This window comes from uncultured Campylobacter sp. (genome assembly GCF_937997465.1).
GTDB lineage: Bacteria > Campylobacterota > Campylobacteria > Campylobacterales > Campylobacteraceae > Campylobacter_A.
In genome coordinates, this window is sequence record NZ_CALKTQ010000266.1 from 1 (window position 1) to 18,925 (window position 18,925).

Consider the following 18,925-nt stretch of genomic DNA (forward strand, 5'->3'; position numbering starts at 1 on the left):
GCTTCGCTCGTAGCTGCAAGCAGACCGTAAGTAGAAAGCCCTTCCGCCACCCAAGAAAAAGAAAAACTAAAAAAATTTGGAGAATCTTAAATTTAACAAAACCAAATTTAGCACTTTAAAGGTACTGAGCTAGGTGCATAAAATTTAGATTTTCAGCGAATAACGGTGCCTAGATAACAAAACCCGAGGCAAACAGAAACGCTAAAAAACGCGTTTAAAAATGCGGCTAAATTTTGTCCCGAGCTAAAAAGGCGCACCGTCTCATAGCTAAACGTCGAAAACGTCGTAAAACCGCCGAGCGCGCCGACGACTAGAAATAGCCTTAAATTTTCGCTCAAATTTAATGAGAGTAGTACGCCGATCAAAAAGCTACCAAGAGCATTGACGCAAAGAGTAGCAAGCGGAAAATCGGGGCAAAATTTAGCGACCGCGCCGCTTAAAACAGCTCTACAAACCGACCCCAAAAATCCGCCGCACCCGATTAAGAGCAAATTTTGCATCAGTGGCAAAGCGTCGCGAAGCTAAATCCGCGCGCTTTAAACTCGGCGATATCGCGGCTGGCGACCTCGCCCTTGGTCGTGAGGTAGTCGCCGATGACGACGGCGGAGACGCCGTGATCAAAGATTTCGTATTGACGTTCGCCTAAAATTTTCTCGCGACCGCCTGCTATCATAACGCGAGCGTTAGGCAGTGCGCGGACGGTGTCGTCGATGATCCGTAGGGCTTCGTCCGCTCCCATAGGCGGCCGTTTGACGCGTAGCGCGTCATTTTGGATAAAGAAATTTATCGGGCTAGAAAACGGATCAAGCTTCGCAAGGCTAGCTTGCAAGCTCGCGCGGTCGGCCTCGCTCTCGCCAAGCCCGTAAATGCCGCCCGTGCAAAGCATTAGCCCCGCTTCTTTGGCGTCGATGTTGGTCTGCCAGCGCTCGTCCCAGCTATGCGTCGAGCAAATTTGCGGGAAAAACTCGCGCGAGGTCTCAAGGTTGTGATTGTAGCTAAACACGCCCGCGCTTTTTAGCTCTTTTAGCTGCGGCAGCGTCGCCATGCCGTTGCAAGCGATCAGCATGAGGTTTGGGACTTCTTTATTTACGGCGCGCGCGAGGCGGGCGATCTCCTCGGTCTTTTTGTCCGTGAGCCTTGCGCCGCTAGTGACGAGGCAAAAGCCTAGCGCATGGTTGGCTGCCGCGATCTTGGCCTCGGCGACGACTTGCTGGGCGGATTTGATTTTGTATTTTTCGATATCGGCGTTTATGCCCGCACTTTGCGTACAGTAGCCGCAGTCCTCGGAGCAGTTGCCAGAACTTACCGAACAAATGGCACACAACATAATAGTTTTCATTAGATTATTCCTTTTTTAGCGGCTCGTTTTTTTTGCCCTATACTTCGTTGGATTTCGCTGCGGGCTACAGTTACGTATTATATATACGCTCCTTTGCCCTTGCTCATCCGCCTCGTCTATGACAAAAATACTTCGCCTTATCGTTTTGCGCTTAAATTCGGGGTCAAATTTAAAGCCAAATTAGTATTTTTTCGGTGTGGCAAGATACCTAGATTTGCGATACCCGCGGCGACTTTTTCGGCGATGAAATTTGACCCGTCGCGAGTCGGCGCACAGGCACGCAAAGGCAAAATTTATGCTAAAATCGGCGCAAATTTAAAGGATAATCTATGAAAAAACTAAAATTTATCTTTGCTCTCGTTGCGGCATTTGTTTTTTAGCGGTTGCTACGAGACGACGCTGCTTACACGGGTGCCGATCTCCGCGCTTGCTTCGGATAAAAGCTCGGACGTGAAATCCACGCTCGTGCTAACGGGTATAACGCCGCAGACGCACGAGACGAAAACGGTAACGGACAACGTGCGGGTTTTCGTCCCGGACGCTAAATTTAAGGATTTTCCGACGGGAGAAACCGCCTACGAGATGAGCGTTAGCGTAGGCAAGGGCGAAAAGGGCGGCAAAAACTCGGATAAGCGCGCCGTGCGGATATATCTAGGCCAAGACGGCGACGTCTACGGCAAGCTTAGTAAAAACATGCTCGATCAGTACGCGGGCGCGGCGAAACAGGGCGAAGCGCCGATGCTAAAAGCAGCGATCAAATTTGAAAACGACACGAAGGACGTCTATGAGCTAGTCGTGGGCAACGAGTTTAAGGCTAGCGACGAGGCCGAGACGGGCGGCGTTTATACCTTGACGCCGGGGCAGGTTACGGGCGCTATCTGGGCAGATAGCGCGGCGGTGCGCGAGGCGCTTGCCGGCAAGGTGGTCAAAATCGGCACTCTAAAAAAGGCGGTAAAATGAAAAATCCTAAAATCGGCTTTATCGGCGGCGGAAATATGGGCGGCGCGATGATCGAAAATTTGGCGCAAAGGCTGGGCGGCGAGCGAGTATTTGTCTATGCCAGGAGCAAAACGGCGGATCTGCGCGAAAAGTGCGGCGTAAACGCCTGCGAGAGCGAGGCTGCGGTCGCGTCGGCGGCCGATGTCACGGTGCTAGCGACTAAGCCCGCGGCGTATGAGGGTATATTAAATTTGATAAAAGAGGTGGCGAGAGGTAAGGTTATAGTCACGCTCGCCCCGAGCTTTAGCCTGGAGCAAAGCATGCAAATTTTAGGCGCACAGGCTAAGATCGCGCGCGCGATGCCAAACACTCCCGCGGCAATCGCAGAGGGCGTAAGCGCGCTGTGCTTTAACGAAAATTTAAGCGCGGACGAGCGGACTGCGGTGCGAGAGATTTTTGAAAATTTCGGCGCCGTTTATGAGCTGGAGGAAGCTAAATTTGCCGCATTTACGGGCATCGCAGGTAGCCTGCCGGCCTATGTTTTTATGTTTATCGAAGCAGCGGCCGATGCAGGAGTGCTCGAGGGGCTGCCTAGAGCGCTGGCGTACGAAGCCGTCGCGGCTAGCGTTGCAGGCTCGGCGCGACTCATGCTAAAAAGCGGCAAGCATCCTGCAGCCTTAAAAGACGAAATTTGCTCGCCTGGCGGCACGACGATAGAAGCGGTCAAAGCGCTGGAAAACGGCGGGTTTCGCGCGGCGGTGTTGGATGCAGTGGGTGCGTGCGTCAAAAAGGCGCGCACTAAGTAAATTTACTGCTTTGGTCGACGCTTAAAAACGATTTTTAGAGTTTAAAGGCGTGGATTTTTACTTATAGACGCGACCTGTTCTAGATTACGAGTTAAATTTAAAAATTCTAATCAAAATTTTAATTTTCGTAAAATTTGAAATTTAACTTATAGCTCGGTCCTGTCAATATTTGAGCCGATTTTGTATCCAAAATTTATATCATTTAAAAAATAAAATCCAAAATTTTGATATAAATTTATTTTATCTTAAACTTTTTTTGCATAAAATCACCGCCAAATTTTACTCGAAAGGTACGCTATGAAAAACGATATGTGCGACATGTGTTGTTGCGAAATGAAAAGCTAGGGCGCTAGGCACGAATATCTCTTTAAGTGCTTAGCAGGTCGCTAAACATTTAAAAAGATATTTTCAACTCCGCACTCGCGGGCCTTTTTAGATGAATAGCCAACGATAAATTTAAAAAGGATAAAAAATGAAAAAACTACTAAAATCTTCTCTACTTGCTTTGGCGAGCTTCGCTCTTTTAACCGGCGCAAATGCAAAAACTCTCGAAAACGGCGTTTTGAAAATCGCGACCGAAGGCACGTATTCACCCTACTCCTACCACGATAAAAACGACGCGCTAACCGGCTACGACGTAGAAGTGGCACGCGAAGTGGCAAAGAAGTTAAATTTAAAAGCGGAATTCGTCGAAGCTCCGTGGGATGCGATGCTTGCGGCATTTGATGCGGGTAAGGCCGATATCGTGTTCAATCAAGTAAGTATCACGGACGAGCGTAAGAAAAAATACGACTATACCGCTCCATACACCGTCGCCTACGCCGCGCTAGTCACACATAAAGATAATAACGAAATCAAAAGCTTCGAGGATCTAAAAGGCAAAAAAAGCGCGCATTCGGCAACCAGCAACTGGGCCGGCATCGCGCAAAAATACGGCGCGCAAATCGTCACCGTAGACGGCTTTAGCAAGGGCGTGGAGCTCATTATTAGCCGCCGTGCGGATGCGACGATAAACGATAGCGTGACCTTCTATGACTACATAAATCAGCGTCCAAACGCACCTTTAAAAATAGCCGCTAGCGGCAATGAGCCGATCTACTCCGCAGCCATCGTAAAAAAGGGCAACGAAGAGCTCGTAAATGACGTAAACAAGGCTCTTAGCGAGCTAAAAAGCGAAGGCAAGCTAAAAGAAATTTCGGTCAAATACTTCGGCAAAGATATCTCGGAGTAAAATTTACTCGCATAAAAGCAGCTAAATTTAAAGGATAAAAGATGGTTTCAAAACTACTAAAAATTTTGGCTCTAGGTGCGCTTCTTACGCTAAATTTAAACGCAAAAACCATAAAAGAGGGCGTTTTAACGATCGCTACGGAAGGTACTTACGCGCCGTTTTCATACTACGACGATAAAAACGAGCTAAAGGGCTATGACGTAGATATCGCCCGCGAAGTCGCTAAGAAGCTAAATTTAAAGATCGAGTTTTTAACCGCTCCGTGGGATGCGATGCTTGCGGCGTTTGATGCAGGCAAGGCCGATGCGGTATTTAATCAAGTAAGCGTTACCGATGAGCGCAAGAAAAAATACGACTACGCGCAGCCCTATACGGTCGTGCACGGCGCCATCATCACTCATAAAGATAACGACGACATCAAAAGCTTTGATGATCTAAAAGGTAAGAAAAACGCGGACTCCGCTACCAGCAACTGGGCGAAGGTGGCCGCTAGCTACGGAGCGCAAAACGTCACGGTCGATAGCTTTAGCAAGAGCATGGAGCTTCTCGTTAGCAAGCGCGTAGATACCGTCGTGCGCGATAATATCGTATTTTACGACTTCATCAAGCAGCGCCCGGGCGCTCCGGTTAAAATAGCCGCCGAGGGAAGCGATACCGACTATACCGCACCTATCGTGCAAAAGGGCAATACGGAGCTTGCGGGGCAGATCAGCAAGGCGATAGAGGAGCTAAAAAACGAAGGCAAGCTGGCTGAAATTTCGATCAGGTATTTCGGCAAAGATGTCTCGCGGTAGATGGCGATGAACGAATTTGACCGCATAAGCGAGCTTTTGCTAAGCTCGCTACAACCTATGGCGCTGGCGATGATAAAGGTGACGCTGCCTCTTACGGCGATCTCCTTTTCGCTGGGGCTTCTTATCGCGGTGCTAACGGCGATTGCGCGCATAGCAAATATCAAAATTTTAAAGCAGCTTAGCGAATTTTATATCTGGATATTTCGCGGCACGCCGCTTTTGGTGCAGCTTTTTATCGTATATTTCGGTCTGCCGATCGTGGGCGTTACGCTCGATGTTTGGAGCGCGGCGATCATAACTTTCAGCCTAAATATCGGCGCTTACGCTTCCGAAGCCGTTAGGGCGGCCGTGCTTTCGGTGCCCAAAGGCCAGTGGGAAGCGGCTACGGCGCTCGGGATGAGTTATACGCAAATTTTACGCCGTATCATCGCTCCGCAAGCCGCTCGTATCTCGCTGCCTCCGCTTTCAAATATCTTTATCAGCACGCTAAAAGACACCTCGCTTGCGGCTTCTATCACGATGGTCGATATGTTTATGGTCGCTCAGCGCATCGCCGCGCGCACTTTCGATCCGCTCACGCTTTACGTGCTAGCCGCGCTTTTTTATCTGATCGTTTGCACGTTTTTGACGTTTTTGCAAGCTAGGCTCGAGAAGAGATTTTCAAGGTACGTGTGATGATAAAATTTAAAAATTTGACTAAGAAATTCGGCGACAACGTTGTTTTAAACGGCTTAAATTTAGAATTTAAAGACGGGCAGACTACGGTTATTTTAGGAAGCTCGGGCTCTGGTAAATCAACCCTACTGCGTTGCATAAATTTACTCGAGATCCCGGATGGAGGCGAGCTCGAGCTTGGAGGCGATAAGATAAATTTCGTCGGTAAAATTTCGCAAAAAGATATGCTGCCGTTTCGCGAACACACGGGGATGGTCTTTCAGAGCTTTAATCTATTTCCGCATCTAACGGCTTTGCAAAACGTAACCGAAGGCCCCGTGCAGGTGCTAAAAATCCCAAAAGAGCAGGCAGAAGTTGAGGCTCTGGCTCTACTTGAAAAGGTCGGGCTAAAGGGCAAGGAGCACGAGTATCCAAGTAGGCTCTCGGGTGGTCAGTCGCAGCGAGTGGCGATAGCGCGGGCGCTTGCGATGAAGCCGTATTTTTTGCTTTTGGACGAGCCTACGAGCGCGCTTGATCCGGAGCTTGAGGCAGAGGTTTTGAAGGTTATCGGCAGCCTTAGCAAGGAGCGCGACTCGCTCATCATCGTCACGCACAATATGAACTTCGCCCGCAAAGTCGCGGATCGAATTTTATTTTGAGCGCGGCAATATCGAATTTGACGGTACGGCTGAGGAATTTTTCGGTAGCAACTCGCCGCGCATAGTTAAATTTATCTCGGCGATGGATTTTTAAAATTTAAAGGAAAAAAATGAGAATAGATACACTAATCGTAAAAGGCCTCGAAGCCAAAAATAATCCTCACGGCGCGGTCGTTCCGCCTATCTATCTAGCCACGACGTTTGCGCAAGATGGTTTAGACGACTTTCAAAAGTACGCTTATTCTCGTAGCGCAAATCCAACGAGAAATGCATTTGAAGAGCTTTTTGCCAAATTTGAAGATAGCAAATACGCATTTGCTCTAGCTTCGGGCATGGCGGCGACCTCGGCTGTTTTTAACCTGCTAAAAAGCGGCGACAAAGTGCTTTTAAACAGCAATGTTTACGGCGGTACTTACCGCTACGCAAACGGTATTTTCGCAAATTTCGGGATCAAATTTGAACTCGTTGAAGATCTAAATAAAATCTCTCGTCTAGACGAAGACGTTAAGATGATATTTATCGAAACGCCGTCAAATCCGCTACTGCGAGTAACGGATATCGCCCGGCTAGCCGAGCTAGCTCATAAAAACGGCGCGCTTGTCGTCGTCGATAATACTTTTTTGACGCCGTATTATCAAAAAGCCCTCAAATTTGGTGCCGATATCGTCGTTTATAGCGCGACGAAATATATCGGCGGACATGCCGACGTAATTGCGGGAATCGTGACTACGAACGACGATGCGTTAGCCGAGCGTATAGCTTTTATGAAAAATACTCTCGGCGCGACGCTAAGCCCCGCAGATGCTTATAATCTAATAAGAGGCCTCAAAACTCTTAGCGTGAGATTTGATAGACAAAGCGAAAATACGCTAAAAATCGTAGAATTTTTAGAAAAAAACTCGGCTGTTAAAGCCGTGTATTACGCAGGTTCATTTTCGGCCGAGGAAAAACGCATCCAAAACGCCCAAGCTAGCGGTATCGGCGCGCTAATCTCGCTGGAGCTAAAGGATGGCTACGACTATAAAATTTTTGCTAAAAGTCTAGAACTTTTTGACCTGGCCGTTAGTCTTGGCGGCGTAGAGAGTCTAATCTGCCATCCGGCCTCAATGACTCATGAATCTTATTCGCAGGATTTACAAGCCAAAATCGGCATTACTCAAGGTTTGCTACGCCTTGCCGTCGGTATCGAAAATTCGGATGATTTGATCGCGGATTTGGAGCAGGCAATAAATAAAGCTAAAATTTAATTTTGCTTGCAAGCTCGAACAAATTTAACTTTATACTCGGTGCGCAAAATAGAGGCGTACCGAGTTTTGCTCAAACTTGGCTACAGAGCATATCAAAACGGTCATGTGCATGAATTTGATCGTTCTACTATTTTGTTTTAAATAAACTAGCCAAAACTCCGATGCTTAAAATCCCCAAAATGATCCACAAGCTAACCTGCGCTGAAATCTCAAATCCGTGATGAAAGATATGTGCTGACGCGTTTAGGGCGAGCTTTGCTGCGATAAAAAACAAAAGCGCTTTAACGGCTTTTTCTAAATATACCAAATAGTCTTTTAGTGCTTCTAGCACAAAGTAAAGCGTCCTAAGTCCCAAAATCGCAAAAATCATCGCCGAATAAACTATAAGCGGCTCACGACTCACGGCGATAACGGCCGGAACGCTATCAAAAGCAAACATAACATCGCTAAGCTCTATAACGCAAAGACACAAAAATAGCGGCGTAGCTATCCATTTGGCGTTTAGTTTGGAGATTTGATTTTGCAGTTTTGCCTTTTCGTCTGCTGAAATTTGAGCCGAAATCTCGCTATTTTTTACGAAAAAGCTATGCCCTAGAAGACGCGGAAAAATAGGAAAAAATCTATAAACCGCCCTGTAAGCCAGGTGGTTTGAGTAGTCCTCTATCTCCTCTTCATCATCGTCCTTTTTTATCATCATTACCGCGCTATAAGCTACCATGGCAGCAAAAACAAACTCCATCCACAGCGAAATCCCGAGCAGACTCGTTCCGACGGCTACGAAGACGAGTCTAAATATAACCGCGACTATAATGCCAAAATACAGTACTCTATGACGGTAAATTTCAGGAATCTTGAACCATGAAAATATTGCCATCATAACAAATAAATTATCCACGGATAACGACTTTTCTAAAATATAACCTGAAAAAAATAGGCTCGCCGCCTCGCCACTAACGGCAAGATACAGATATCCGCCAAACGCTACGGAAACGGCTATCCAAAAAATAGACCAAAGCGCTGCTTGTTTGAGCGAGATTTTTTCGTCTTTTTTGTGCGCAAAAAAATCTATCGCAAATGCCGCTGCAGCAAATACGATAAAAACGATCATTGTTTGAAATTCTAAACTATCCAAAAATTCTCCTTAATACCCGCAACTTTGTTCGGGAAGCCCTCTTTGGCGGTTTAGCTCTTGCGCCGCCTTGCACGCCGAGTATGATTGTTTGCCGGCGCAATTTGCATTAAACCAGTCTATGAGCTGCGAATGCATACGGACGTTTTGATTGTATAAATTTACCTCGTCGCTTGAATATCTATTTACGTGATTAGGATTTAACGTTCTTTCTATCGTAAGCGCTTTGTTGTAAATTTTTACGCACTCTTGCATCATTGTATCGCTTATTACCGGTGCATTGCCGTAAGTTTGTGCCGAGGGCGGGATCTCGTAACCGCCCTCTATCTCAAATGCGCCCAAAATCGCGACAGCTGCCGCTGTGAAAAATAAAATTTTCATAAGTACTTCACTACGGAATTTAAAATAAGCTCATCAAGCTTCCTGTCGCTCGTAGGCTCGCCGATAGCCGAAAATTTCCACTCGCCGTTTCGTTTATATAGCTTGCCTAAAATCATCGCTACTTTGTATGCAAACGCACTGTCTCGTACGATATTATACGATGCGAATACTTTATTTACCCTAGTTGGCGTGCCTTCGTAAAGTCTAATGCTGGCAAACGGAATTTTATCAAAGTCGATTTGATTATAAGAATTTAGCACGAAAAATATCTGCTCTACGTTTGAGTTTAAACGGCTAAGATCGACGCTGATTATTTCGTTATCCAGTCCGTCGTCGCCTCCCACGTCTCCGACTAAATCATCTCCGTTGTGAAATACGCCCGGGGCTGATTTTTTGCCAAAATAAACCACATCGCAAAACTGTTTGTTTGAGTCAAACATCGCAGCGCTTAGATCCAAATCCACAGGCTTTATCTTATCTCTAAAAAAGCCTTTTTCGGTTATAGCGCCCCAGTTTGCTCCTACGCAAAAGCTATGTAGATGCCCGCCGTCGTCTTTGGCGAGCGATATTTTTTGCCCTTTGACCAAATTTATCGCCATGGCTTGCCTCCTAAACGTCTAGTCCAAACTGCCTACAAAATCCGGCTAGTCCGTCTTTAAAGCCGCTTCCGTTAGCCGCAAAGCGCCACTCGTTATCTTTAAAGTAAATTTTACCGAACGACACCGCGGTTTCGGTAGAAAAATCTTCTCCTAAATCGTACCTGGCTATCTCTTTGCCGCTTCTTTCATCGACGATTCGCATAAACGAATTTCTTACCATACCGAAATTTTGCCTTCTTGCGGCTGCTTCGTGGATGGTGACGACTATGTCGATCTCTTTGACGCTTGGCGAAATTTTGGCTAGGTCGATTTTTATGGATTCATCATCGCCGTCACCCTCTCCAGTGCGGTTATCGCCGGTGTGGACTACCGAGCCGTCCGCGCTAACTAGGTTGTTGTAAAAGACAAAATTTTTCTCGTTTTCTACTTTTCCCGAAGCTCCTACTAAAAACGCGCTCGCATCTAGGTCAAATTCCGCTCCCGTATCGCTAGTATTCGTATCCCAGCCAAGTCCTACTAAAATTTTAGTTAGCTCTGGAGCTTCTTTACTTAAACTAACTCTACCGCCATTTTGGCCTCCTTGAAAATTATTTATCCTATAGGATAGAATAATGGGCGAAAATTTAGCTTTTTTTGGCGCCGACGAGATACGAAATTTTTATATGCAAATTTCTACAAACGTCCGTAAGTTGCGTGAAAATAAAGGTATTAGCCAGCTTGATATGGCGCTAAGTATGGATATAAAATCGGTCGCATTTTATTCAAACTGTGAGAGTTGCCGATACGATAAACACTTTAATCTTGAGCATATTTATAAAATTTCAAAAATTTTAAATGTAGAGGTCGGAGAGATTTTTAAATTTTAGCAATTTAATTTTGGATTATCGTCTTTTATGTGGTCAAGGTCTAAATTTGATCGAATAAAATCAAAATTAGGCGCCAATTTTATACGCCTAATTTGCAAGATATAATTCAAAAATATAAGAATAAATTTTACTTCGCTATCCCGAGGCGAAGCGGGTTTGCCGCACCTCGGGGCGCGTATTTAGCGCGGTTAAAACGGCTTATACACCATCATCCAGATGATGATAACCATAGCGATGGTCGGCACCTCGTTGTAAGCGCGAAAGAACATACCGCTCTTGTTACAGCGTTTCTCGCGTAGCTGCACCATATAGCGGCCAAGATCTAGGTGAAACGCCGCGAGGATAACGACGACGGTGAGCTTGACGTGCATGTAGCCGCTACGTAAAAGCTCAGGCATCGCGACGATAATCAAAATGCCCGTCAAAAACGTGCCGATCAGCGCGACCCAGCCGATGTAGTGGTACATCTTATACTCCTGCACCTCGACGACGCGCACGAAGTCGGGCTTGTCCATATTCTCCGCGTGATAGACGTAGAGGCGCGGCTGATAGAACAAAAACGCCATCCACGAGATGAAGCATAAGTAGTGGAAATACTTGATGAGGTTGTAATACTCTGCCATTTTTTCTCCTTTTGATTTTTATTTTAGCGGCTTGTCTTTTGAGCGCTTTTTGCGGATTTTGTTAAAATTTGGCCGATAGGCTACATGCCTTATCTTTGTCAAATTTTAACTTCTTCTGCTTGCAGCTGCGAGCTTACGAAGCAGAAAACCCCAAAAATCATCTCAAAATACTTCACCTTATCGTTTTACGTTCAAATTTGTAAATTTTACTCGCCAAGACCCGCACCTTGAAAATGCCAAAATTCGGTCGGTAAATTTAAATTTGATCGCTCAAAAGGACGATTTCGCAAAGAGTTAAATTTGAATATATCAAATTTAACCGACCGTCACCCCAGCAAAATTTCCTTTCTCGCTTCAAATTCCTCTTTGCTTATCGCGCCGCTCTCGTACAGCTCATAGAGGCGTCTAAGCCGCTCTTCTAGGTCTTGCGCGCGTAGTTTGTCTTTTAGCGCTTCTTTTTTCTGATTTTTCTCGACGGCCGCGCCGGTTAAGCGCAGATCAAAGAGCCACCATGCGCCCCAAAGCGCCCAAAATACGTAACCCACGATCGCCCAAGCAAAGCTATATCCGATGAAAAACAGCGCCATCATCACAAAACCGCTCACGAATTTACCCAGATAAAATCTGTGCCCGCCAAACCAGCCCGTAAGCAGCCAAAGCGCGTATGCTATATAAACGTTATCGCCCATTTTTGACTCCCTTTCGCCCAGTGGCAAAGCTCTGCCAGAGTATGAGCACGACCCCGGCGTCGATCATAACGTCTGCGAGGTTAAATATCGCAAACTCAAACCACTTGTGCCAGTAGACGTAATCCACGACGCCGCCGTGAACGAAGCGATCGAGCAAATTTGAGCTGCCAGCGCCCAGGATTATACCCGCTCCTAGCGCGTGCTCCTCTAAAATTTCTTTTTTCTCGCCGCTTTGGGTCAAATTTGGCTCCGTTTTCGCCGCAGCTCGCGCGTCAAATTTGCGCTTTAGCCGCCAGAGTAGATAGCCGCAAACGCCCGCAATCAACGCTAGCTGGATAAATTTGAGCCATTCGCCAAGAAACGCAAACATCGAAAACGCCACGCCTCGGTTGTATGCAAGCACTAGCGAAAAATACTCGCCCTGCCACGAAAAACCGCCCAAGAATATCTGCTTGACCGCCTGATCGAGCGCGAAAACGACGAAAGACGCCGCGAAAAAAACGCCTAAAATTTTAGCCATTTAACGCTTTTAGGAAAAATTTCTCGACCTCGTCCATGCGGGTTTTTAGCGCGTCGGCGCACTTGCCCTCGAGCAAAAGCCTGATGAGATTTTCGGTGCCAGAGTAGCGAAATAGCGAGCGGATGCCCTCTTTTGCGAGGCTTGCTTCAAGCTCTTTTAGCCCTGCGATACTCTCAAGCGGCTTTTTCTCGGTTATCTTTAAATTTAGCAAAATTTGCGGATACGGTTTTATCTCACTTAAAATTTCGCTCGCTTTTTTGCCCTTTTTTAGCACCAGTGCCGCAAACTGCAGCGCCGCCACGAGCCCGTCGCCCGTTTTTGCGTAGTCGCTAAAGATGATGTGGCCGCTTTGTTCGCCGCCGAAATTCGTGCCGTTTTCTTTCATCTTTTCAAGTACGTATTTGTCGCCGACGTTTGCGCGCAGGAGCTTGATTTTGTGGGATTTTAGGTAGTCTTCGAGCGCTGCGTTGCTCATCACCGTAGCCACGACCGCGCCGCCTTTTAGGGCTTTGTTTTCTTGTAAAAATGCCGCCATGACGCCTAGCAAACTATCGCCGTTTGCCACCTCGCCGCGCTCATCTACGACCACGAGTCTGTCGGCATCGCCGTCAAACGCAAAGCCCAGATCCGCCCTTAATCGCGCGACTTCGGAGGCTAAATTTTGAGGATAGAGCGCGCCGCAGTTTAGGTTTATGTTGCTACCGTTTGGCTCGTCGTTTATGACGATGGTTTCGGCTCCTAGCTCGCTAAAGATAGTCGGAGCGACTTTGTACGCAGCGCCGTTTGCGACGTCTAAAACCACTCGCAGCCCATGCAGGCTTAGGTTTTTAGGAAATGAGTTTTTTATCTGCACGATATAGCGGCCAATGACGTCGTCGATGCGCTTTGCGGCGCCGATTTCTAGCATCTGTTTTTGCGATCTCTCGATGAGCGCGTCGTCAAAATAAATTTTTTCTATCTGCGCCTCGGCCTCTTCGCCCAGTTTATTGCCTTCGCTGTCGAAAAACTTAATGCCGTTATCGTAGTAGGGGTTGTGCGAGGCGCTGATCATAATGCCCGCGTCGCAGCGCATATCCTCGGTCAAAAACGCGATCGCAGGAGTAGGCATCGGGCCGATCTGACGGACGTTGTAGCCCACGGCCGTGAGCCCCGCGACGATGGCGGTCTCGATCATGTAGCCGCTTTTGCGCGTGTCTTTGCCTAGCAAAATAGTGTTCGTATGCGACGCAAACTGTCTAAAATATATCCCCGCAGCCATAGCAAGGCGCATGGACGTTGAGGCGGATAGTTTTTCGCCTGCTTTGCCGCGGACGCCGTCGGTGCCAAATAGCTTCATCGTTTTTCCTTTTATGACTTAATATCGGCTTGTCTTTTGAGCATCTTTGAGTGAGTTTAAAATTTTCGCCATGCGGCAGACTACCTTTGCTTCGCTTTGCTCGCAACTGCAAGCAGAGGTCTAGCCTTAAAGCGAAAATTTCCGCACAACATTCAAATCTATCTCAAAATACTGCACCGCAGAATTTACCGGACAGCTTTTGCTTGGCAAATTCCATAAATTTATTAAATTTTCGTCCTATTCTATCAAAAAATATCCAAATTTAAGTTGTAAATTTCCTCGCTTTAAATTTTACTTAAATTAAGCGGATTTTAAAACTGATTTTTATATAATCACGGACTAAAATTATGACAAAAGGGACATTATGGCAAACCATAAATCTTCTGAAAAAAGAGCCAGACAGACTATCAAAAGGACTGAAAGAAACAGATTTTACCGCACTAGGCTTAAAAATATCACTAAAGCCGTGCGCGTAGCCGTTGAGGCAGGCGATAAAGAAGCCGCGTTAAACGCGTTTAAAGTGGCAAACAAAGATTTCCACAGCTTCGTTAGCAAAGGCTTTTTGAAAAAACAAACAGCTTCTCGCCGCGTAGGACGCCTTGCAAAACTCGTAAACAAACTATCTGCTTAATCTAAATTTTAATGTTAGCCGACAAACTGCAGCCTTTTTTGGATCGCTACGACGAGCTCTCTCGTCTACTTAGCGATCCGTCTATCACAAACGATATCGCAAATATGACCAAGCTCTCCAAAGAGCAATCAAATTTAGAAGATATCGCCTCGGCTGCAAAGTCCTATCTGCAAACTCTCACGGACATCGAGGAAAACAAGGCCCTACTCGATGACGCCGAGCTTGGCGAGCTAGCCAAAGATGAACTCAAAAATCTCGAATCCCAAAAAGAAAATCTCGAAGAAGAGATCAAAATTTTACTCCTTCCAAAAGACCCTAACGACGATAAAAACGTATTTTTAGAGATCCGCGCAGGAACGGGCGGAGACGAAGCGGCACTTTTTGCGGGCGATTTGTTTAACGCCTACGCCAGATACGCCGAGCTTCGCGGGTATAAATTCGAGATCGTGAGCCAAAGCGAAGGCAACACGGGCGGCTTTAAAGAGATTATTTTGCTGATAAAGGGCAAGGGGGCGTACTCGAGGCTCAAATTTGAGGGCGGCACTCACCGCGTCCAGCGCGTGCCCGAGACCGAAAGCCAAGGCCGCGTACACACCTCGGCCGTCACAGTCGCTATTATGCCAGAAGTCGAAGATAGCGAGATCGAGATAAATCCAAACGACCTTCGCATCGACGTTATGCGCAGCTCAGGCCACGGCGGACAGTCGGTAAATACGACCGACTCGGCGGTGCGTATCACTCATATTCCGACCGGCATCGTCGTCACAAATCAAGACGGCAAAAGCCAGCACAAAAACAAAGAAGCCGCGATGAAGGTGCTAAAAGCGCGCCTTTATGAGATACAAGAAGAGGAACGCCTAGCCAAAGAAACCAGCGAGCGCAAAAGCCAAGTCGGCACGGGCGACCGCTCGGGGCGTATCCGCACCTACAACTTCCCGCAAAACCGTATCAGCGACCACCGCATAAATTTGACGCTTTACCGCCTCGACGCGATAATGGCGGCTGGGCTTTTCGACGAGATTATCGAGCCTCTCATCGCGCATTATCAAGCCGAAGCGATATCGGACGCCGATCTGTAAATTTGAAAATTCACTCAAAATTTCGGCATTTTCAATACGGCATTTTCGTTAAATTTGGATGCAAATTTTGCTGCAGACGGAGTCGTCATGCAAGTTAAATTTGAGAACAACTTATCTTCGCGTTTTAGGTAAAAATCTCTGAAAAATAGTTGTCAATTCGGATCTGTTTTTTTAAATTTAGCGTTGGAAAATATCAAATAAAACTAAGTTGAAGTATGTAAACCGATAAAATTTGGTCGTCCATAACACATAAAATTTTCAAATTTATCCAACTAAAATTTATCAAATTCCCAGCCTACCGCACCGTCGATACGCAAAACAAAAACCGTCCGTCAAAGCCAAATTTAGCGCTCGAAATCGGGTTCTATAAAAATAGCAAAACCCGTAAATTTCTCAAATTTATAACCATAAACAAGGCGTCTAATTTATTTCAAGCGGCTTTGTAAAATTTGAGTGAAATTTTGTAGCAAATTACCCAAATTTAATAACTAGAAATAATTTAAAATTTCGCGTCGAAGCTAAAATTTAACCCCGCGCTCGTATGTTTGCCGCATATTAAAGCTCGTTTTTTAGCAAGCAAAACAGCTTCACTTTGCTAGCTCAAGTATATTGCACGCGCGTTTGGAGCCCAGCTCGCAGGCCTTTTTGAGTCGCTCGCCCGATAGCTCAAAGCTTTGCGGCGCGATGTCGCCTTTTAGATAAAACACCGACTCCTCGTAGCAGCTCTCCGCGCTCCCGGCGGCGCAGGCGTCTTTGTAGATCGCAAAGGCTTTTGCGCCATCCTTGTAGCCCGTTAGCCCTTTGGCGTAAAACTCCGCGGCAAAGTAGCATGCCAGCGCGTCGCCGCCTGCGCAGCTTTTTTCTAGCGCGGCGAGCGTTTTTTCGCAGCTTGCGGCGTCGCCTTTATTTATGCAGGCATTTAGCCCGACCTCGTCTATCGCGGCGTTTGCGAGCGCAACCGCAGCGACGAGTATCCAAATTTTCCTCATTTTTTCTCTAGTTCCTTTAAATTTTTAAATCTATAAATCCCGTTTTTCACTCGCTCGAAAATTTTGCGATTTTCAAGCAGCTTGATGGTCTGCGTGACGGTGGGCTTGCTGGCGTCCGTCCGCTCGCAGATATCTGAAATTTTAACGGTTATGAAGCCGTTTTCGTCCGAATTTTGGGCTAAAAACAAGATGATCTCCATCTTTTTCTCGCCCAAAATTTGACCGAAAATCTCCCTCTCTAGCTCCGTCATCGCGCTAAATTTACTTGTATTCTAGCAGTTTAAAGTATTTTTTCGCAATAGGATCGAGAAAAAAGGCATCGTATTTATCGCCCGGGCCATTTCCCATAAGTTCCGGTCTCATGTTGTATTTATACATTTCTCGACCATTTTCATTTTCGTCTTCATGATAAACGTAAAACGCGCCGTCTAGGACGACTTGTCCAAATTTACATTTTTTGCTCTCGCTTTCTTCATTAGGCCATTCGTATTCCCATTTGTATATTTGCCCAAAATTTGAATTTCCGACTTTTAAAAATATATTTTTGAGGTGATTGCTGTTAGGCTCGTCCAGCATTAGTTCGCCGTATTCAATACCTGTGTTTACATCTCCGTCATATCCTTCGCCAAAGTCGTAATTTTTTCCTTCGTAGGTTATTTTGCTGCCGTCCGCCATAACGAAATTTTCGCCCAGACGACTATAGTTTTCATCCTCTTTACGCTTGCTTGCCTCGGCTTCTAAGTATTGCATACTGTTTTCATTGACGCAGTAGCTGAGTTTTAGCTTTACGATATCGTTTTTATTCTTTTTTAGAAACGATTTTAACGCGTGCATAGACTTGACGTCTGACAAAAATATCTTGGCAGTATCTATCTCTTTCGCACCCAAAAACGCGGCAAGCGCAAGCGATAAAACGATGATTTTTTTCATTTTTTACTCCTTAAAATGATCCTAATTTTACTAAATTTTAGCTTATTTTACGGCTCTTGCGATAAAATACGCCAAATTTAACAAAGGATAAAATTTGAAGTTAATTAGCTGGAACGTAAACGGACTGCGCGCGGTCGCGGCTAAAGATGGCTTTGCTTGGCTAGAGCAGCATAGACCCGATTTTTTGGGCCTTCAGGAGATTAAGGTGCGCGAGAGCGATGTGCCTGCGGAGATTTATAAACTCGGATTTAACGAGATCAGCGTAAATTCGGCAGCTCGCGCTGGATACTCGGGCGTGATGAGCCTAGCAAAATTTGGCTCCGCTACGCAAAAAGCGGCGTTTTTTGACGACGACGAGGGACGGGTTTTGGAGCATAGATTCGGCAACGTCGCGCTTTTTAACATCTACTTTCCAAACGGCCAAAAAGACGAGACGCGCCTAGCCTACAAGATGGATTTTTACGCTAAATTTCTAGCCTACATCCAGGAGCTCGTAAAACAGGGCAAAGATGTGATATTTTGTGGCGACGTAAATACCGCTCACCGCGAGATCGACCTCAAAAACCCAAAAGCAAACGCCAAAACCTCGGGCTTTTTGCCTATCGAGCGCGCGTGGCTGGATGAGGTCGTCGCACGCGGCTTTATTGACACCTTTCGGCACGTTCGCGGCGACGCAGCGGACGCGTATTCGTGGTGGAGCTACCGCTTTAACGCCCGCGCCAAAAACGTCGGCTGGAGGATCGATTATTTTTTCATTTCGGCAAGCCTCAAAGACCGCCTAAAAGACGCGTTTATCCTGAGCGATATCACGGGTTCTGATCACTGCCCCGTCGGTATCGAGATCGATCTGGACGGGCTTATTTAAATTTGCTTTTGGGCGGCGCGGGTCAAATTTGAGCTAAATTTACGCTTTTTCGGCAGGCGATTTTGGGTCAAATTTGACTCGCCGCGCGACTTGCCAAATTTAAGTCCAAATTTTGCGCCCGCTTTTTAAAAACCAAACGCTTAAACTTAAGCCGCGATATATGCGTATATAATTATAATATCTAACGAAAAAAGCGACAAATAGGCGAGCCAAAAGGCTTTTACGTAATCAAATTTAAAGGAAAAAACATGATGAACAAAACTATCTTATCGGCTATTTTAGCAGGAGCTACCGTTTTAACCCTAAGCGGTTGCTTTGATTTTGGTTCTAGTAAAAACGAGTCATCTAAAGTCGGTAAACCTAGCGGAAAAATAGCAACGAGTCTAAAAGAAGTTTGCGATAATCCAAATACTAAATATGACGCTTTGGTAGCGGATCTAAAAGTAAAAATGCTTGACAATGATCACAAAGCCAATAAATGGGTTTTCTTTTACGATCAAAATAGCCAAGATTTTAAAACCACAATAATGCTTACAACGACACATTATCAAATCCAGCACCTAGTTATTCCGCAAATAGAATTTTCAAATGTTCATTTAGAAGCACAAGAACCTAAATG

General features: G+C 46.1%; 25 protein-coding genes. 12 read left to right on the forward strand and 13 right to left on the reverse strand.

The window, feature by feature from the left end:
* Positions 1-152: 152 nt before the first annotated feature.
* Together crcB and Q0546_RS08730 are read right to left on the reverse strand one after the other, a co-directional pair.
* Positions 153-500 (reverse strand): fluoride efflux transporter CrcB, encoded by a 348-nt coding sequence (gene crcB / locus Q0546_RS08725; protein WP_004321460.1) that lies wholly within the window; start codon positions 498-500, stop codon positions 153-155.
* On the reverse strand, positions 500-1,339 hold the full coding sequence (locus tag Q0546_RS08730; protein ID WP_298792265.1) for a biotin synthase: 840 nt from the start codon (positions 1,337-1,339) through the stop codon (positions 500-502). Before Q0546_RS08730 ends, crcB begins: the two co-directional genes overlap by 1 nt.
* Positions 1,340-1,708: 369 nt before the next feature.
* Here Q0546_RS08730 and Q0546_RS08735 point away from each other — a divergent pair, with 369 nt between their 5' ends.
* The 7 genes from Q0546_RS08735 to Q0546_RS08765 all read left to right on the forward strand — a co-directional run bounded on the left by Q0546_RS08735 (position 1,709) and on the right by Q0546_RS08765 (position 7,669).
* The gene (locus Q0546_RS08735) at positions 1,709-2,299 is read left to right on the forward strand and encodes a hypothetical protein (protein ID WP_298792267.1); all 591 of its coding nucleotides are present in this window, start codon (positions 1,709-1,711) and stop codon (positions 2,297-2,299) included.
* Complete coding sequence (proC, locus tag Q0546_RS08740) at positions 2,296-3,084, forward strand: pyrroline-5-carboxylate reductase (RefSeq protein ID WP_298792269.1); 789 nt, start codon at positions 2,296-2,298, stop codon at positions 3,082-3,084. Before Q0546_RS08735 ends, proC begins: the two co-directional genes overlap by 4 nt.
* A gap of 472 nt (positions 3,085-3,556) precedes the next feature.
* Positions 3,557-4,315: an amino acid ABC transporter substrate-binding protein gene (locus Q0546_RS08745; RefSeq protein ID WP_298792271.1), complete on the forward strand. Its 759-nt coding sequence runs from the start codon at positions 3,557-3,559 to the stop codon at positions 4,313-4,315.
* 41 nt (positions 4,316-4,356) lie between these two features.
* Positions 4,357-5,109, forward strand: a complete 753-nt coding sequence (locus Q0546_RS08750) for an amino acid ABC transporter substrate-binding protein (RefSeq protein WP_298792273.1) — start codon at positions 4,357-4,359, stop codon at positions 5,107-5,109.
* A 6-nt stretch (positions 5,110-5,115) separates the two neighbouring features.
* The gene (locus Q0546_RS08755) at positions 5,116-5,784 is read left to right on the forward strand and encodes an amino acid ABC transporter permease (protein WP_298085028.1); all 669 of its coding nucleotides are present in this window, start codon (positions 5,116-5,118) and stop codon (positions 5,782-5,784) included.
* Positions 5,784-6,422, forward strand: coding sequence for an amino acid ABC transporter ATP-binding protein (locus Q0546_RS08760; protein WP_298792275.1), 639 nt, complete (start codon positions 5,784-5,786; stop codon positions 6,420-6,422). The genes Q0546_RS08755 and Q0546_RS08760 overlap by 1 nt, the downstream gene beginning before the upstream one ends.
* A 110-nt stretch (positions 6,423-6,532) precedes the next feature.
* Positions 6,533-7,669, forward strand: coding sequence for a PLP-dependent aspartate aminotransferase family protein (locus tag Q0546_RS08765; protein WP_298792277.1), 1,137 nt, complete (start codon positions 6,533-6,535; stop codon positions 7,667-7,669).
* Between the two features lie 127 nt (positions 7,670-7,796).
* On the opposite strand, the gene Q0546_RS08770 is transcribed toward Q0546_RS08765, so the two are convergent.
* The 4 genes from Q0546_RS08770 to Q0546_RS08785 are packed head-to-tail and all read right to left on the reverse strand — an operon-like array spanning position 7,797 to position 10,373.
* The gene (locus tag Q0546_RS08770) at positions 7,797-8,801 is read right to left on the reverse strand and encodes a TerC/Alx family metal homeostasis membrane protein (protein ID WP_298792279.1); all 1,005 of its coding nucleotides are present in this window, start codon (positions 8,799-8,801) and stop codon (positions 7,797-7,799) included.
* A 9-nt stretch (positions 8,802-8,810) separates the two neighbouring features.
* Positions 8,811-9,179 carry a stress protein, tellurium resistance protein TerZ gene (locus Q0546_RS08775; RefSeq protein ID WP_298792281.1) on the reverse strand — a complete coding sequence of 123 codons (369 nt, stop codon included), beginning with the start codon at positions 9,177-9,179 and terminating at the stop codon, positions 8,811-8,813.
* On the reverse strand, positions 9,176-9,778 hold the full coding sequence (locus Q0546_RS08780) for a TerD family protein (protein WP_298792282.1): 603 nt from the start codon (positions 9,776-9,778) through the stop codon (positions 9,176-9,178). Before Q0546_RS08780 ends, Q0546_RS08775 begins: the two co-directional genes overlap by 4 nt.
* 10 nt (positions 9,779-9,788) lie before the next feature.
* Positions 9,789-10,373 (reverse strand): TerD family protein, encoded by a 585-nt coding sequence (locus tag Q0546_RS08785; protein ID WP_298792303.1) that lies wholly within the window; start codon positions 10,371-10,373, stop codon positions 9,789-9,791.
* Between the two features lie 16 nt (positions 10,374-10,389).
* On the opposite strand from Q0546_RS08785, the gene Q0546_RS08790 reads away from it, so the two are divergent.
* On the forward strand, positions 10,390-10,644 hold the full coding sequence (locus Q0546_RS08790; RefSeq protein ID WP_298792284.1) for a helix-turn-helix transcriptional regulator: 255 nt from the start codon (positions 10,390-10,392) through the stop codon (positions 10,642-10,644).
* 188 nt (positions 10,645-10,832) lie between these two features.
* Here Q0546_RS08790 and hemJ read toward each other — a convergent pair whose 3' ends face one another.
* The 4 genes from hemJ to glmM all read right to left on the reverse strand — a co-directional run bounded on the left by hemJ (position 10,833) and on the right by glmM (position 13,812).
* Entirely contained in the window at positions 10,833-11,267 is a 435-nt protein-coding gene (gene hemJ / locus Q0546_RS08795) for a protoporphyrinogen oxidase HemJ (protein WP_122868347.1), read from the reverse strand.
* A gap of 326 nt (positions 11,268-11,593) precedes the next feature.
* A complete protein-coding gene (locus Q0546_RS08800) occupies positions 11,594-11,956 on the reverse strand; it encodes an NINE protein (RefSeq protein WP_298792287.1) in 363 nt (120 codons plus the stop codon).
* Positions 11,946-12,476, reverse strand: a complete 531-nt coding sequence (locus tag Q0546_RS08805) for a signal peptidase II (RefSeq protein ID WP_298792289.1) — start codon at positions 12,474-12,476, stop codon at positions 11,946-11,948. Before Q0546_RS08805 ends, Q0546_RS08800 begins: the two co-directional genes overlap by 11 nt.
* The gene (glmM, locus tag Q0546_RS08810) at positions 12,469-13,812 is read right to left on the reverse strand and encodes a phosphoglucosamine mutase (RefSeq protein WP_298792290.1); all 1,344 of its coding nucleotides are present in this window, start codon (positions 13,810-13,812) and stop codon (positions 12,469-12,471) included. The genes Q0546_RS08805 and glmM overlap by 8 nt, the downstream gene beginning before the upstream one ends.
* A 364-nt stretch (positions 13,813-14,176) precedes the next feature.
* On the opposite strand from glmM, the gene rpsT reads away from it, so the two are divergent.
* A complete protein-coding gene (gene rpsT / locus Q0546_RS08815; RefSeq protein ID WP_002949506.1) occupies positions 14,177-14,443 on the forward strand; it encodes a 30S ribosomal protein S20 in 267 nt (88 codons plus the stop codon).
* An 11-nt stretch (positions 14,444-14,454) separates the two neighbouring features.
* Complete coding sequence (gene prfA, locus Q0546_RS08820) at positions 14,455-15,522, forward strand: peptide chain release factor 1 (protein WP_298792291.1); 1,068 nt, start codon at positions 14,455-14,457, stop codon at positions 15,520-15,522.
* Between the two features lie 587 nt (positions 15,523-16,109).
* Here the strand turns inward: prfA and Q0546_RS08825 are convergent.
* From Q0546_RS08825 to Q0546_RS08835, 3 genes are read right to left on the reverse strand one after another with little or no spacing between them, the layout of a single operon-like run.
* Positions 16,110-16,511, reverse strand: a complete 402-nt coding sequence (locus Q0546_RS08825) for a sel1 repeat family protein (RefSeq protein WP_298792293.1) — start codon at positions 16,509-16,511, stop codon at positions 16,110-16,112.
* The gene (locus tag Q0546_RS08830) at positions 16,508-16,762 is read right to left on the reverse strand and encodes a helix-turn-helix domain-containing protein (protein WP_298792295.1); all 255 of its coding nucleotides are present in this window, start codon (positions 16,760-16,762) and stop codon (positions 16,508-16,510) included. The genes Q0546_RS08825 and Q0546_RS08830 overlap by 4 nt, the downstream gene beginning before the upstream one ends.
* 10 nt (positions 16,763-16,772) lie before the next feature.
* Positions 16,773-17,441: a hypothetical protein gene (locus tag Q0546_RS08835; RefSeq protein WP_298792297.1), complete on the reverse strand. Its 669-nt coding sequence runs from the start codon at positions 17,439-17,441 to the stop codon at positions 16,773-16,775.
* A 94-nt stretch (positions 17,442-17,535) separates the two neighbouring features.
* On the opposite strand from Q0546_RS08835, the gene Q0546_RS08840 reads away from it, so the two are divergent.
* Both Q0546_RS08840 and Q0546_RS08845 read left to right on the forward strand, forming a co-directional pair.
* Positions 17,536-18,306 carry an exodeoxyribonuclease III gene (locus Q0546_RS08840; protein WP_298792299.1) on the forward strand — a complete coding sequence of 257 codons (771 nt, stop codon included), beginning with the start codon at positions 17,536-17,538 and terminating at the stop codon, positions 18,304-18,306.
* A gap of 248 nt (positions 18,307-18,554) precedes the next feature.
* The coding region (locus Q0546_RS08845; protein WP_298792301.1) for a hypothetical protein at positions 18,555-18,925 on the forward strand (371 nt) is incomplete at its 3' end.

What these genes read in the sequence shown, in the direction of transcription:
- glmM (WP_298792290.1), bottom strand. Translation starts at nt 13,812, where the DNA reads ATGAAGCTATTTGGCACCGACGGCGTCCGCGGCAAAGCAGGCGAAAAA.
- crcB (WP_004321460.1), bottom strand. Translation starts at nt 500, where the DNA reads ATGCAAAATTTGCTCTTAATCGGGTGCGGCGGATTTTTGGGGTCGGTT.
- Q0546_RS08750 (WP_298792273.1), top strand. Translation starts at nt 4,357, where the DNA reads ATGGTTTCAAAACTACTAAAAATTTTGGCTCTAGGTGCGCTTCTTACG.
- hemJ (WP_122868347.1), bottom strand. Translation starts at nt 11,267, where the DNA reads ATGGCAGAGTATTACAACCTCATCAAGTATTTCCACTACTTATGCTTC.
- Q0546_RS08830 (WP_298792295.1), bottom strand. Translation starts at nt 16,762, where the DNA reads ATGACGGAGCTAGAGAGGGAGATTTTCGGTCAAATTTTGGGCGAGAAA.
- prfA (WP_298792291.1), top strand. Translation starts at nt 14,455, where the DNA reads ATGTTAGCCGACAAACTGCAGCCTTTTTTGGATCGCTACGACGAGCTC.
- rpsT (WP_002949506.1), top strand. Translation starts at nt 14,177, where the DNA reads ATGGCAAACCATAAATCTTCTGAAAAAAGAGCCAGACAGACTATCAAA.
- Q0546_RS08825 (WP_298792293.1), bottom strand. Translation starts at nt 16,511, where the DNA reads ATGAGGAAAATTTGGATACTCGTCGCTGCGGTTGCGCTCGCAAACGCC.
- Q0546_RS08800 (WP_298792287.1), bottom strand. Translation starts at nt 11,956, where the DNA reads ATGGGCGATAACGTTTATATAGCATACGCGCTTTGGCTGCTTACGGGC.
- Q0546_RS08730 (WP_298792265.1), bottom strand. Translation starts at nt 1,339, where the DNA reads ATGAAAACTATTATGTTGTGTGCCATTTGTTCGGTAAGTTCTGGCAAC.
- Q0546_RS08780 (WP_298792282.1), bottom strand. Translation starts at nt 9,778, where the DNA reads ATGGCGATAAATTTGGTCAAAGGGCAAAAAATATCGCTCGCCAAAGAC.
- Q0546_RS08760 (WP_298792275.1), top strand. Translation starts at nt 5,784, where the DNA reads ATGATAAAATTTAAAAATTTGACTAAGAAATTCGGCGACAACGTTGTT.
- Q0546_RS08835 (WP_298792297.1), bottom strand. Translation starts at nt 17,441, where the DNA reads ATGAAAAAAATCATCGTTTTATCGCTTGCGCTTGCCGCGTTTTTGGGT.
- Q0546_RS08805 (WP_298792289.1), bottom strand. Translation starts at nt 12,476, where the DNA reads ATGGCTAAAATTTTAGGCGTTTTTTTCGCGGCGTCTTTCGTCGTTTTC.
- Q0546_RS08765 (WP_298792277.1), top strand. Translation starts at nt 6,533, where the DNA reads ATGAGAATAGATACACTAATCGTAAAAGGCCTCGAAGCCAAAAATAAT.
- proC (WP_298792269.1), top strand. Translation starts at nt 2,296, where the DNA reads ATGAAAAATCCTAAAATCGGCTTTATCGGCGGCGGAAATATGGGCGGC.
- Q0546_RS08775 (WP_298792281.1), bottom strand. Translation starts at nt 9,179, where the DNA reads ATGAAAATTTTATTTTTCACAGCGGCAGCTGTCGCGATTTTGGGCGCA.
- Q0546_RS08755 (WP_298085028.1), top strand. Translation starts at nt 5,116, where the DNA reads ATGAACGAATTTGACCGCATAAGCGAGCTTTTGCTAAGCTCGCTACAA.
- Q0546_RS08745 (WP_298792271.1), top strand. Translation starts at nt 3,557, where the DNA reads ATGAAAAAACTACTAAAATCTTCTCTACTTGCTTTGGCGAGCTTCGCT.
- Q0546_RS08790 (WP_298792284.1), top strand. Translation starts at nt 10,390, where the DNA reads ATGGGCGAAAATTTAGCTTTTTTTGGCGCCGACGAGATACGAAATTTT.